The sequence below is a fragment of the Streptomyces sp. NPDC002276 genome, from assembly GCF_053891435.1.
Map to the genome: position 1 here is coordinate 103,167 of NZ_JBSFCQ010000026.1, position 12,825 is coordinate 115,991.

At 66.8% G+C, this 12,825-nt stretch carries 10 protein-coding genes and 3 tRNA genes; 4 read left to right on the forward strand and 9 right to left on the reverse strand.

All coding sequences use genetic code 11. From position 1 onward, the window contains the following. Positions 1–56: 56 nt before the first annotated feature. From ACWIHT_RS42110 to ACWIHT_RS42150, 9 genes are all read right to left on the reverse strand, one after another. Positions 57–464 (reverse strand): PIN domain-containing protein, encoded by a 408-nt coding sequence (locus ACWIHT_RS42110; RefSeq protein ID WP_456173906.1) that lies wholly within the window; start codon positions 462–464, stop codon positions 57–59. Continuing rightward, the gene (locus ACWIHT_RS42115) at positions 461–694 is read right to left on the reverse strand and encodes a type II toxin-antitoxin system VapB family antitoxin (RefSeq protein ID WP_053672219.1); all 234 of its coding nucleotides are present in this window, start codon (positions 692–694) and stop codon (positions 461–463) included. Before ACWIHT_RS42115 ends, ACWIHT_RS42110 begins: the two co-directional genes overlap by 4 nt. A 718-nt stretch (positions 695–1,412) precedes the next feature. Next, positions 1,413–1,751 (reverse strand): helix-turn-helix domain-containing protein, encoded by a 339-nt coding sequence (locus ACWIHT_RS42120; RefSeq protein WP_079662454.1) that lies wholly within the window; start codon positions 1,749–1,751, stop codon positions 1,413–1,415. Beyond that, positions 1,748–2,125 carry a type II toxin-antitoxin system RelE/ParE family toxin gene (locus ACWIHT_RS42125; RefSeq protein ID WP_456173907.1) on the reverse strand — a complete coding sequence of 126 codons (378 nt, stop codon included), beginning with the start codon at positions 2,123–2,125 and terminating at the stop codon, positions 1,748–1,750. The genes ACWIHT_RS42120 and ACWIHT_RS42125 overlap by 4 nt, the downstream gene beginning before the upstream one ends. Before the next feature lie 227 nt (positions 2,126–2,352). Beyond that, complete coding sequence (fxsT, locus tag ACWIHT_RS42130; RefSeq protein ID WP_456173908.1) at positions 2,353–4,890, reverse strand: FxSxx-COOH system tetratricopeptide repeat protein; 2,538 nt, start codon at positions 4,888–4,890, stop codon at positions 2,353–2,355. 146 nt (positions 4,891–5,036) lie between these two features. Continuing rightward, the gene (locus tag ACWIHT_RS42135) at positions 5,037–5,513 is read right to left on the reverse strand and encodes a hypothetical protein (protein ID WP_456173909.1); all 477 of its coding nucleotides are present in this window, start codon (positions 5,511–5,513) and stop codon (positions 5,037–5,039) included. A 954-nt stretch (positions 5,514–6,467) separates the two neighbouring features. Continuing rightward, a tRNA-Ile gene (locus ACWIHT_RS42140) sits at positions 6,468–6,541 on the reverse strand. 178 nt (positions 6,542–6,719) lie between these two features. Continuing rightward, positions 6,720–6,792: transfer RNA gene (locus tag ACWIHT_RS42145), tRNA-Asn, on the reverse strand. A 6-nt stretch (positions 6,793–6,798) separates the two neighbouring features. After that, positions 6,799–6,871 (reverse strand) — tRNA-Asn (locus ACWIHT_RS42150). A gap of 182 nt (positions 6,872–7,053) precedes the next feature. On the opposite strand from ACWIHT_RS42150, the gene ACWIHT_RS42155 reads away from it, so the two are divergent. From ACWIHT_RS42155 to ACWIHT_RS42170, 4 genes are all read left to right on the forward strand, one after another. Then, a complete protein-coding gene (locus ACWIHT_RS42155; protein ID WP_456173910.1) occupies positions 7,054–7,359 on the forward strand; it encodes a YtxH domain-containing protein in 306 nt (101 codons plus the stop codon). 51 nt (positions 7,360–7,410) lie between these two features. After that, the gene (locus ACWIHT_RS42160; RefSeq protein WP_456173911.1) at positions 7,411–8,868 is read left to right on the forward strand and encodes a xylulokinase; all 1,458 of its coding nucleotides are present in this window, start codon (positions 7,411–7,413) and stop codon (positions 8,866–8,868) included. A gap of 151 nt (positions 8,869–9,019) precedes the next feature. Then, positions 9,020–10,753: an ABC transporter ATP-binding protein gene (locus ACWIHT_RS42165; RefSeq protein WP_456173912.1), complete on the forward strand. Its 1,734-nt coding sequence runs from the start codon at positions 9,020–9,022 to the stop codon at positions 10,751–10,753. Continuing rightward, positions 10,753–12,681 carry an ABC transporter ATP-binding protein gene (locus tag ACWIHT_RS42170; protein ID WP_456173914.1) on the forward strand — a complete coding sequence of 643 codons (1,929 nt, stop codon included), beginning with the start codon at positions 10,753–10,755 and terminating at the stop codon, positions 12,679–12,681. Before ACWIHT_RS42165 ends, ACWIHT_RS42170 begins: the two co-directional genes overlap by 1 nt. Positions 12,682–12,825 lie beyond the last annotated feature (144 nt).

Here is a 12,825-nt window from a genome sequence, read left to right on the forward strand (position 1 = left end):
GCGCGTCGATCGCTGAGGGACCAACGGGATGACAGACGCGAGCCGGCCCCAGAGGGTCAGGTTCGCACGTCACGCTGCTGAAGTTCCTTGAGGACTCCGGCCACCGTCACGAAGTCGTTGTCCACGTGGAGGACAGTGTGCCCATGGTGTACAGCTGTCGCAGACACCAACAGGTCGATCGCTCCAGCCGCGCGGTGCTGGGCCTGCTGGGTCAGTTTGTACTGGGCGGTGTCGACCCAACGCCAGGCGTTCTTCGGAACCGGAGAGAGCAAGCAGAGCGCGTCCAGTTCCTCTGCGAGCTCATCCCGATGGGACGGGCTGGTTGCCGAGTAGAGAAATTCGGCCCGTGTCGGCTCGCAGATGTGGAACACCCCGGCAGCAATGTGTCCCTCCCAGGGACGCAACGCACCTGGGGTGCGAAACAGGTGCCACAGAGCCGAGGTGTCCACCAGATACGTGATCACTCGAAGGCCTCGCGTCGCGCACGCTTCTCCGCGTCATGCGCCGCCGCGGCCTGCTCGAACTCTCCACGCGCACCCCGCGCGGCCAGCTTCTCCGCAGCCTCAAGCCGCTTGATCCGCGCAACGTAGTCCCGAAGGGCCGCGTTGACGGTCTCCTTCTTCGTCGTGACACCCATGAGCCGCATGGCCTCGGCCAGCGCCTCGTCGTCGAGATCAATCTGCGTGACGGACATCGAACACCTCCAACATCCACGATGTACGCACCCAAGATACATCACCAACATTGGGCGCAGCCATCGACCACAAACAGACCACGCGAGGGAAGTGCGCTGGATGTCAGGGCGTTCCCATGGGCCGCCTCCCGCCACGGGGCGAACCGGCGGAGACCTGCTCGACGTCGACACGAAATACCACATAGGCGCCATGCCCGACTTGACCGGAATCGGCGTCCAGAATTTGCCCAGCCGATCATGGAACCGTGATCACCACGGGTCCGCCAGGACCCTCAACTCGCCCGACCCTCCAGCGAAGTTGCCGGTCAGATCGATTCTGCTCGTGTAGCGAGTGGTGGGGCGGGTGGGACTCGAACCCACGGCCGACGGATTATGAGCCCTTTGGGGATCTTGGCGGCCCTTGCCGATCAATGCTCATCTTTGCCGTTTTCCCAGGCCAGAAGCGCTGATCAGTGTCAGTCCCGTGTGGTAGTTGTCGACGCGTTCCCATCCTTGCGACCCCTCAATGCCCCCTGAGGAACGACGAGTTGGACAATCCCCACAAAAGCAGCGGCATCCGCGCAGTTCAGCCAAGGGGACAGAACCCTCGCACAGCGAATTTCCCTACCGACGTGATGATGCACCACCCTTGTCTCGGGCGGAGCATCATCCCTGACGTCAAGAAACGAGTTCGTTCACCGAACTGCGCATGGGCCTGGATCACGGCGTGCCGATCGGATCAACCGAGGACGTAGGTCTCATCACCGAAGTCAGCGACGATCTTCAGCTTGCCGCCGAGCGCCTTGACGTAGGCGGCGAGGGTGTCGACCTCGCTGCGCTCCAGCTGGCCCTTCTCGATGCGTGAGACGCGGGCTTGGGTGACACCCATGGCTTCGGCAACCTGCACCTGTGTGGTGTGCTGCCGCTTCCGCAACTCGGCGAGGCGGTGCACACGGGAGGCCAGGACCATTGCCTGCGCCCCCTTCTGGATCTGGTCCTTTTCGGCATCGGTGAAGGCGAAATCCTCAGCCAGGTCCCCCCAGGAGACGGCCTGCGGATCCTTGAGGTGATCAGTCATCGTGCCCCGTCCTCTCCATCGATTCGCTTCAGATGCTCCGCGTACGCCTGCTCCGCCTGGGGCACCGCGATGCGGTACCAGCCGGCCCAGTTGCCCGCCTTGTCACCGCCGACCAGGATCACGGCCTGACGGTCCGGGTCGAACACGAACAGCAACCGCACTTCCGTGGCCCCCGCCGAGCCGGGGCGGAGCTCCTTGAGGTTCGACAGCACCGAACCCTTGATCGTGTCCACCAGAGGCCGACCCAACGCGGGACCTTCCTCCTGAAGGGCGGTGACAGCCTGGCTGACCTGAATCAGGGTGTCGCGGTCAGTACGGCGCAGGCCGTGAAGCCATGAAAGAGCCGGCTCGACCACGACGATCTTCCAAGCCATGCACACGTCCCTCATCTGCAATTTATTACACTGACAGCATACACCACTGGCATTATAATGGGAGTGACTGCGGTTCTCGCAGTCACCTCCGTGCTCGATGACGCGCTCCGAAGGCAAGAATCGTCACCCGTTTGGTTGGGCGGTGCTGGAGTCCGACGCGAGGGCGGGCGCGGAGGGCTTGGCCGCGAAGAAGCTGAGGTATCAGTTGGGGCTGGAACAGGGCCCGGCTACGTCGAGTGCCGACGCTCCGCTTCCACACTCCAGAAGGCAAGACTGTCTTCTGTAGCGCGGGTCTCGGGGTGCCGCGGACCAAGCACACGCAACTGATCGGCGAGCAACTGGGCAAGCGCCGCCGCCGCGTCGGCGGGGGCGCCAGCCCGGCCGGCCCAATGGGCGAGGTGGTGGCGTGCGGAGAAAGTGTGGGGATGCTCGGGCCCCAGCACGCGCAGCCGATCAGCCAGCAGTTCCGACTCGGCGACGACAGCGCCTGCCGCATCCCCCGTCTCAGCCCTCCACTGCGCAAGATTGTGGCGAGTGGTCAGCGTGTCAGGGTGGTCCGGGCCGAGGACACGGAGCCTGTCGGCCAACAGTTCCGTCGTGACGATGACAGCACCTGCCGGATCGCCGCTCTTCCCTCGCCAGTAGGCGAGATTCGCGCGAGTGGTCAGTGTGTCTGGGTGGTCTGGACCCAGCACGCGCAGCCGCTCAACCATTAACTGCTCCAGTTCGCTGACTGCGGTGTACGCGTCGCCGCTTTCTCCGCGCCAGGAGGCCAGGTCGTGGCGGGTCGTCAGCGTGTCAGGGTGGTCCGGGCCCAGCACCCTTAGTTGATCGACCAGAAGCTGTTCGAAGTCGGACACAGCCGTCTCGGGATCCCCGGCTTTCCCACGCCATCGAGCCAGATCGTGGCGGGTACTCAGTGTCTGGGGATGATCGATTCCCAGCACTCTCAGCTGATCAGCCAGGAGGTGTTCGAAGTCGGAAGCGGCGCCGACCGGATCTCCTGCTTCGCCTCTCCAGATGGCCAGGTGGAGGCGGACGGCCCGGGTCTTGAGGTAGTCGGACCCCAGCAGCCCCGAAGTGTCGGCGAGTAACTGCTCGCACGCTGTCACAGCTTCGGCAGGATTGCCGGCTACTCCGGTCCAATGCGCCACGTTCAGCCGGGCGGTGAGGGTCTGGCTGTGATCGGGACCAAGAACCCGCAACGATGCCTCCAGCACCCTTCTGGACTCCTCGCCGGCTCCGGTCGGATCACCTGCCCGGCCCTGCAAGGCGGCCTTGTCGCCGCGGGTGGCCAGAGTGTCGGGGTGGTCCGGACCCAGCACGCGTATCCGATCAGCCAGTAGCTCGGCAAAGCCTGCTTTCGCGCGGGTCAGATCTCCCGTCTCGCCTTGCCAGGTGATCAGGTAGTGCCGGATGGTCAATGTGTCCGCGTGATCGTGACCCAAGTGCTGGCAGGCTGCGTCGTAGAGATCTTGGAAGTACGTCCACGCCGCACTCGCCAAACCTGTCAGCCCCAGGCTCTCGCCCGTGCGAAGGAGCACGGAGTGACAGCCGGACATCCACAGCGCAGTACCTGAGTGAGAGATCAGTGCTTCGGCGTTGGCGCGCAGGGTCTGCGCGAGGGCAGGATCACCCTCAGACATGGGCCACACGGCGGTGAGTGCTTCTGCACAGGTGACAACAAGGGTGTCCTGCATGGAAGAAGGCAGAGTGTCACGGGTGGCGCGCTGGATGAGGCCATGGACACGGACTCGCTGATGGGGGCTGTCGGTGATGTGATCGGTCAGGCTGAGCCGGTCCAGGCACCGCAGTGCTCCGGCCGCGTCCTCCACGCCGACCGGGTCCGACGGTCCGTGCACCCCCGCGGGTCGATAATCGGTGAGGTAGCGCAGAACCGGAGAACTGGTCAGCACGGCCAAGGGAATTCCGTTGGCATCCAGCACGCTGGCAAGGTGCAGCATGGGGCGGGCCAGGCCTGGAGGACGTAGTCGATCCGCGTGCTCGACGGACAGGGACCACGTGGCTTGAAGGGCCGCACGGTGATCGTCCGGCAGGCCGCTGTCGTCCGGCATTAAATCGGCGAGGCTCCGAGACCGGTCGGCAAGCCGCGCACGGTATGCCGCGCAGTCCAGACCGAGGTCGACGAGGTAGGCGGCTGCTTGGGCAAGGGCGAGCGGCAGGTGGCCCAGGTCTGCGGCAAGACCGGCAATCTGCACGGGGTCTTCCCTGCGGCCCAACGCGGCGAGTTGGGCGCGTAAGTAGCTTGCTGCCTCGGCAGGGGTGAACAGACCTACGTCGATACGGACGCGGCTTCGTCCGCGGAGGGCCGCGTCGCGGCGGCGGGTGGTGATCAGCACCTGACCGCCGAGGTTGGCGGGCGGCCAAAGGCCACGGAGGTCAGCGGGGTCGGCCAGGTCATCGAGCACGATCAGCCATCGGCGATCGGTCGTCTCGGCCCACGCCAGGAAACGGGCGGCCGCCTGTTCGGGATCGCGTGAGTCCGCTGCCGCAACGTCTGCCCCAAGTCGACTGTAGGAGCTGACAATTGATTCGCGGCTCGACGCGGTGACCCAGGCCATGAGGTCCACAGCCCCGTGTCGCCAAGAACGCCGAGCGTAGTGCGCGGCCAGCTGGGTCTTGCCGACACCGCCTGTCCCGGAAAGGACTTGGCATAGAACTGCGGTGCCACCGCCGGTTACCGCACGCTCCAGCGCCTCCAACGCGTCACGGTGTTGGAAGCACTCCACTTCTCGCGGAATCACGCCGACGACATGCGGCCACAGTATCGGCGCTGGCGGCGCCGCGTAGTATTCAAAGCGGTTGATGCTGTGGGCGGCAACGCTGTGGTGATGCGCATTGATCGAAGGGCTTGTGGTGTCAGAGGTCGCCGGAGTGGCTCCGAGGGTCGTCAGTTGCCCCCCAGGTCCGGCCGCTGAGGGTTTCCGATCGTCACGTCGCCCATCACGCCGGCAGCAGCCGACCCCCGATCGGCGCGGATGTCGACTGTTCCCTCGACGGCGAGTCCGCCGTCACCGGCAGACGCCCCACCGAACGACTGTTGCCCGTACCTGACCAGCTCGTTGAGATGCCGAACCAACTCCGCACGGTCCTCGCCGTCGGCGTCCTCCAAGAGATCGTGAAAGCGAGTCTGCCAGGCAGCCACCACCCTGGCACGGGCTTGTTCGCACTCATCGGGTCCAGCGCGTTCCAACTCGACGATGGACCCGTCGAGTCGTTCCAGGAGGATCCTCTGTTCTGCCCCGTCTCCACGGCCGAAGATCCGAGCCACGCGTTGGCGCAAGCCCTGCCAAGCATCCGTGCCGGCTGCGGAGGCCACAGCGCCCCCGGCCGCGGACGTCAGCGCAACCAGCGTCTGATCCAGCATGCTGTCCCCCTTCGAAGCACACCGCAGTGAGATAGACCCGCCACCGAGCGTACTGGCGCACTAGGCGTCAGCCCAGACACGTGCAGGCAAGCGGGCGGGCGGCGCGCAGAGATGACTTCCGACATAAATAGCCGCCGAACACCGCGTTAGGCAGGGGCTGCATCATCTGGTCTGCCCAGCCCCTTCTCCAGCCAACGAAGTGGCCTGGGGGCACACTCGGTGCTCCAGTAGGGCTGTCTTTAGTACGGGCCGTTTCAGCCGAGCACTCTCGTCAACCGACCATTACGTACCGACGCTCCGGCGAGCAGCTCCTCGAACGTGTTCTTGCCCAGTTCGGCCGAAGTCGTCGGAGCAGCTGTATTGGCCGCAAAGACCGGACACGCCGACAGCAGGCGGTCAGCCCAGCATCGTCGTGCCATGGAGTGCCGTCATCATCCGGCTCCACTCATGATCGGCCCGGGCAGACCCCGACGACCGCCCGGTGATCCGACCCTCCGATCCGTGGGGAACTATACGAGAGGGCAGTACGCCCCCGTAGGGCCGTTTCCTCTTCGGGCCGTTTCCTTGTCCCCCCTCCTGCACACCAGACGTACCAGCATCTGCGCCCCTCCGCTGCCTGCCCGGTACTCGACTGGCTGCGCTGTGGATGGCAGCCCCACGCGCAGACAACAAGCAAATGGGACAACGAATCGGCCCGGAGCACCGTCGCCTGGACACGGCCGCACCGTCCCAGCCCCTGTACGGCCCCTGAGTCTTGGCATCGGCCCTCAAGGCAGTCGTCCAGACGGCGAGCGATAACCTCGATCACCTACTCCGCCGCAGGTCAGAGGGTTTGGAACCCCCAGAGCGTCGCCAGACCCCTAACCCACGAGCAGCGGATCCAGTCCGTTCAGGCAAAGTTGACGATCCGCCACCCAAAAATGAACGTTTCCGCAGGCCAGAGACCTGCACAAGTGGGGCGGGTGGGACTCGAACCCACGGCCGACGGATTATGAGTCCGCTGCTCTAACCGGCTGAGCTACCGCCCCATTACGGCGCGTCGCGCACATTTGTGCGCGCCGTCTGCCGCAGCATAGCCGCTCATACGATCTCCTGCCTCGGATGGTCGACTTCGCACGACCATGAGGACTGCGGCCTGCCCCGGGCGGTTCCGGGGGACATGAAAAAGGACCCCAACGGGGTCCTCGTCCACTCGCCAAACGCCTGCTCTCCCGACTGGACTCGAACCAGTAACCTGCCGGTTAACAGCCGGCTGCTCTGCCAATTGAGCTACGGAAGATCGAAGCTCCCCCGACTGGACTCGAACCAGTAACCTGCCGGTTAACAGCCGGCTGCTCTGCCAATTGAGCTACAGGGGAATGCCTCGTTGCATCGATCGTACCTACCCGGGTATTCGCCAGGGGGCGTGCGCTCGCTGCGACACATACATTAGCGCAAGCAGGGGGGTGCTCCGCCAATCGGTTCCCCCGGCACCGATGCCGCGCCGGAGACCCGCGAGGGACGGACCCGCGAGGGACTACGCAAGGGAAGGGTGGCCGTCATGCGCTACAAGCTCACGTTCGTCGTCGGACTGGCTCTGGGTTACGTGCTGGGCACACGGGCCGGACGCGAGCGCTACGAGCAGCTGAAGAAGTCGGCACGCCAGGTCGCGCAGAACCCGGTCGTCCGCAACACCGCCGAGTCGGCGGCGCAGCAGGGCCGCCAGTTCGCGGGCAAGGCGTACCACGCGGTCGGCGACAAGGTGGGCGATCGGGTCCCCGACTCCGTCGCCCAGCGCGTACGGTCCCTGCGTGAGCGCAACGCGAACGGCACGGGCGAGGACGACTGGGGCACCAGCAACACCTAGGGAACCCCGACCCGGCGCGGTCACCTCCCGCCGTACGGCAGAATTTCCGCCATGGGGATAGTCGCCGGGTTGGACAGTTCGCCCGATTTCACTCGCATCGTTGTCTGTGACACGGACACGGGGTCCGTACTCAGGCAGGGATACGCGCCGCATCCGGTCGAGACCGAGACCGAGGGCGGCGGGCGGCCCTCCGATGTCGATCCACAGGCCTGGCTGCTGTCGCTGGGCGAGGCGGCCGGTGGGGGGCTGCTCGAAGGTGTGCAGGCCATCGGCGTGTCCGCGCAGCAGAACGCGCTGGTGCCGCTGGACGCGCAGGGCAACACCGTGCGGCCCGCGATGGTCGGCGGTGACAAGCGGGCGCAGGTCGCCGCCGCCGATCTGATCGACGCGCTCGGCGGGCGCGAGGCGTGGGCGCAGGCGGTGGGCTGTGTCCCGCAGGCCGCGCAGCCGGTGACCAAGCTGCGCTGGCTGAACCGGACCGAGCCCGACAACGCCCGCCGTACGGCGGCCCTGTTGCAGGCCCACGACTGGCTGGTGTGGCAGCTCCTCGGGCGGCCGGTCAGACGGACCACCGATCGGGGCGGGGCCTCCGGGACCGGGTACTGGTCCGCGGCCGGCGGCGGTTACCGGCCCGACCTCGTCGAGCTGGCCCTCGGTCACCAGGCCATGCTGCCCGAGGTGATCGGCCCGTCCGACGCGGCCGGTACGACTCCGGAGGGGCTGCTGATCTCCGCCGGGACCGGCGAGACCATGGCCGCGGCCTTCGGGCTCGGGATCGGCTTCGGGGACGCGGTCGTGTCGCTCGGTGCCTCCGGGTCCGTGATGGCCGTACACCATGAGGCGCTCGTCGATCAGAGCGGGATGATCACCTCGCTGGCCGACGCGACCGGGATGCATCTGCCGGTCGTCACCACACTCAATGCCGTACGGACCCTGCGCGGGGCCGCCGAGTTGCTGGGGCTGCCCGATCTGGAGAGTCTGTCCGAGCTGGCGATGAAGTCGACGCCGGGTGCGCACGGGCTGGTGTTCCTGCCGTATCTGGAGGGTGAGCGGACGCCGAATCTGCCGCACACCGCCGGGACGCTGGCCGGGCTGCGGCGCGAGTCGATGAAGGCCGAGCATCTGGCGCGGGCCGCGTTCGAGGGCATGCTGTGCGGGCTCGCCGACGCGCTGGACGTGCTGCGCGGGCGGGGCGTTGCCGTACGGCGGCTCTTCCTCCTCGGGCCGGCCGCCGAACTGCCCGCCGTGCAGGCCGCGGCGCCCGCGCTGTTCGGGACGCAGATCGTCGTACCCCAGCCGGCCGACTACGCGGCGATCGGTGCCGCCCGGCAGGCCGCGTGGGCGCTCGGGGTCTCGCAGGGGACGCTGGACCCGCGGACCCCGCCGCCCTGGCAGGGGCCGGTCGCGCAGGTGCTGGAGCCGGGTGACGAACTGGCCGTGGGACAGGCGGTGCGCCAGCAGTACGTGTCCGTGCGGGAACAGACCCATCCGGGGGCGTTCCGCACCTGAGGAACGGAGCGTTCCGCTCTTACGGGTTCATAAAGGCCCATGTGGCACTGCTGTTGGCTTAATCAGTTGAGGTAACGCGGGTGGAGTGTCGGACGATGGGGGCGAGGGGCAGACCGCCCACCCCCCACCCGCCGACTCCGAGAGACCCAGCGTGCTCATACGACTTCTGCGGACCTATCTCAGGCCCTACAGGAAACCCATCCTCCTGCTGGTGCTGCTGCAGTTTCTGCAGACCTGCGCCACCCTCTACCTGCCCACCCTGAACGCTCACATCATCGACAACGGTGTGGTGAAGGGTGACACCGGTTACATCCTGTCCTTCGGCGCCCTGATGATCGGGATCTCGCTGGTCCAGGTCGTGTGCAACACGGGTGCCGTCTACTACGGCGCGCGCACCGCCTCCGCGGTCGGCCGGGACATCCGGGGTGCCATCTTCGACCGGGTGCAGTCGTTCTCGGCCCGCGAGGTCGGGCAGTTCGGCGCGCCCTCGCTGATCACCCGTACGACCAATGACGTCCAGCAGGTCCAGATGCTGGCCCTGATGACGTTCACCCTGCTCGTGTCGGCGCCGATCATGTGCGTCGGCGGGATCATCCTGGCGCTCGGTCTGGACGTGCCGCTGTCCGCGGTGCTGATCGCGGTGGTGCCGACGCTGACCATCTGCGTGACGATCATCGTGCGGCGGCTGCGGCCGCTGTTCCGGGCGATGCAGGTGCGGCTGGACGCGGTGAACCGGGTGCTGCGCGAGCAGATCACCGGCAACCGGGTGATCCGCGCGTTCGTCCGGGACGAGTACGAGAAGGACCGGTTCCGGAAGGCTAACGGCGATCTCACCGAGATGCAGTTGAAGACCGGCAACCTGCTCGCACTGATGTTCCCGGTGGTCATGACGACGGTGAACCTGTCGTCGATCGCGGTGGTCTGGTTCGGCGCGCATCGGATCGACAGCGGCGGGATGCAGATCGGTGATCTGACCGCGTTCCTCGCCTATCTGATGCAGATCGTGATGTCCGTGATGATGGCCACCTTCATGTTCATGATGGTGCCGCGCGCGGAGGTCTGCGCCGAGCGCATCGAGGAGGTCCTCGACACGGAGAGCAGTGTCGTGCCGCCGGTGGCTCCCGTCTTCGAGCTGCGCAGGCACGGGCATCTGGAGGTCCGTGGGGTCGGCTTCTGTTACCCGGGCGCCGAGGAACCCGTACTGAAGTCCATCGACCTGGTGGCCCGCCCGGGCGAGACGACGGCCGTGATCGGCTCGACCGGCAGCGGAAAGTCCACCCTTCTGAGTCTGGTCCCGCGCCTGGTTGACACGACCGACGGCGAGGTCCTCGTCGACGGTGTCGACGTGTCGACCATCGACCCGGTACTGCTCGCCAAGACGGTCGGCCTGGTCCCGCAGAAGCCGTACCTCTTCGCGGGCACGGTCGCCACCAACCTTCGCTACGGCAACCCGGACGCGACGGACGAGGAGTTGTGGCACGCGCTGGAGGTGGCGCAGGCCAAGGGCTTCGTGGAAGGACTTGAGAACGGCCTCGACTCGCCCATCGCGCAGGGCGGGACGAACGTCTCCGGCGGTCAGCGGCAGCGGCTCGCGATCGCGCGCACGCTGGTGCAGCGGCCGGAGATCTACCTCTTCGACGACTCCTTCTCCGCGCTCGACTACGCGACCGACGCGGCGCTGCGGGCGGCCCTCGCGCACGAGACCGCCGAGGCGACCGTGGTGATCGTGGCGCAGCGGGTGGCGACCATCAGGGACGCCGACCGGATCGTCGTACTCGACGAGGGGCGGGTCGTGGGGACGGGCCGGCATCACGAACTGATGGCGGACAACGAGACGTACCGAGAGATCGTGCTCTCCCAGCTCACGGAAGCGGAGGCTGCCTGATGGCCGGGCCCATGGGGCGGATGATGGCCGGGACGGGCCCCGACGCCCGTTCGATGGACTTCAAGGTGTCCGGCAAGCGGCTGATCAGTCAGTTCAGGCCGGAGCGGCTGACCATCGGCCTGCTGCTGGTGTGTGTAGTGATCAGCGTCGGGCTGAACGTGGTCGGGCCGAAGATCCTCGGCAACGCCACCGACCTGGTCTTCGCAGGCATCATCGGGCGGCAGATGCCGGCCGGGACGACCAAGGCGCAGGCTCTCCAGGGGATGCGCGACCGCGGCCAGGACTCGATCGCGGACATGCTCAAGAGCACGGACTTCACTCCGGGCAAGGGCATCGACTTCACCTCGGTGGGTCATGTGCTGCTGCTCGCGCTGGGCACGTTCATGGTGGCCGGGCTGCTGATGGCGGTGGCGACCCGGATGGTCAACCGGGCGGTCAACCGGACCATGTTCCGGCTGCGCGAGAGCGTGCAGACGAAGATGTCGCGGCTCCCCCTGTCGTACTTCGACAAGCGCCAGCGCGGCGAGGTCCTCTCCCGCGCGACCAACGACATCGACAACATCGGGCAGACGCTCCAGCAGTCGATGGGCCAGCTGATCAACTCGCTGCTCACGATCATCGGCGTCCTCGCGATGATGTTCTGGGTGTCCTGGCTGCTCGCGCTGGTCGCGCTGGTGACCGTGCCGCTGTCGTTCCTCGTCGCCACCCGCATCGGCAAGCGCTCGCAGCCGCACTTCGTGCAGCAGTGGCGCTCGACGGGCAAACTCAACGCGCACGTCGAGGAGATGTACACCGGGCACACCCTGGTGAAGGTGTTCGGGCGTCAGGACGAGTCGGCGAAGCTGTTCGCCGAACAGAACGACGCGCTGTACGAGGCGGGGTTCAAGGCGCAGTTCAACAGCGGGGTCATGCAGCCGCTGATGATGTTCGTGTCGAACATCAACTACGTGCTGGTCGCGGTCGTCGGCGGCCTGCGGGTCGCGTCCGGCTCCCTGTCGATCGGTGACGTGCAGGCCTTCGTCCAGTACTCGCGCCAGTTCTCGATGCCGCTGACCCAGGTCGCGTCGATGGCGAACCTGGTCCAGTCGGGCGTCGCCTCGGCCGAGCGGATCTTCGAACTCCTCGACGCCGAGGAGCAGTCGGCCGACCCGATGCCGAGCGAGCGCCCCGAGGAACTGCGCGGCCTGGTCGCCCTGGAGCACGTCTCCTTCCGCTACGACCCCGACAAGCCGCTCATCGAGGACCTCTCGCTGACGGTGGAACCTGGCCACACGGTCGCGATCGTCGGCCCGACCGGCGCCGGCAAGACCACGCTCGTCAACCTCCTCATGCGGTTCTACGAGGTCTCCGGCGGCCGGATCACCCTCGACGGCGTCGACATCGCGCGGATGTCCCGCGACGAACTCCGCGCCACCATCGGCATGGTGCTCCAGGACACCTGGCTGTTCGGCGGCTCGATCGCCGACAACATCGCGTACGGCGCGTCGCGGGAGGTCACCCGGGGCGAGATCGAGGAGGCGGCGCGGGCGGCGCACGCCGACCGGTTCGTCCGTACGCTGCCCGACGGCTACGACACGGTCATCGACGACGAGGGCACGGGCGTCAGCGCCGGTGAGAAGCAACTCATCACCATCGCGCGGGCGTTCCTGTCCGACCCGACGATCCTCGTCCTCGACGAGGCGACGTCATCGGTCGACACCCGCACCGAGGTCCTGATCCAGAAGGCGATGGCCAAACTCGCCCACGGGCGTACGTCGTTCGTGATCGCGCACCGGCTCTCCACGATCCGGGACGCGGACACGATCCTGGTCATGGAGAACGGCTCCATCGTCGAACAGGGCGCGCACGCGGACCTGTTGGCGGCGGACGGGGCGTATGCGCGGCTGTACAAGGCACAGTTCGCGCAGGCGGTGGCGGAAGTGGACTAGCCCGTCTTGTATCTGACGGTCCGTTGTGGCTGGTCGCGCAGTTCCCCGCGCCCCTGAAACGCACGGCGTTTTTAGGGGCGCGCCGTGGCACGGCCCGTACCGAGAAGTCCCACACCGGACTGCCCGCACCTTCGTCGGTGGACT

Bases quoted from the DNA above. Each gene is read 5' to 3' on its own strand.
- ACWIHT_RS42135 (WP_456173909.1), bottom strand. From the start codon at position 5,513: ATGCTGGATCAGACGCTGGTTGCGCTGACGTCCGCGGCCGGGGGCGCT.
- ACWIHT_RS42120 (WP_079662454.1), bottom strand. From the start codon at position 1,751: ATGACTGATCACCTCAAGGATCCGCAGGCCGTCTCCTGGGGGGACCTG.
- ACWIHT_RS42155 (WP_456173910.1), top strand. From the start codon at position 7,054: ATGCGCTACAAGCTCACGTTCGTCGTCGGACTGGCTCTGGGTTACGTG.
- ACWIHT_RS42125 (WP_456173907.1), bottom strand. From the start codon at position 2,125: ATGGCTTGGAAGATCGTCGTGGTCGAGCCGGCTCTTTCATGGCTTCAC.
- ACWIHT_RS42170 (WP_456173914.1), top strand. From the start codon at position 10,753: ATGGCCGGGCCCATGGGGCGGATGATGGCCGGGACGGGCCCCGACGCC.
- ACWIHT_RS42115 (WP_053672219.1), bottom strand. From the start codon at position 694: ATGTCCGTCACGCAGATTGATCTCGACGACGAGGCGCTGGCCGAGGCC.
- ACWIHT_RS42160 (WP_456173911.1), top strand. From the start codon at position 7,411: ATGGGGATAGTCGCCGGGTTGGACAGTTCGCCCGATTTCACTCGCATC.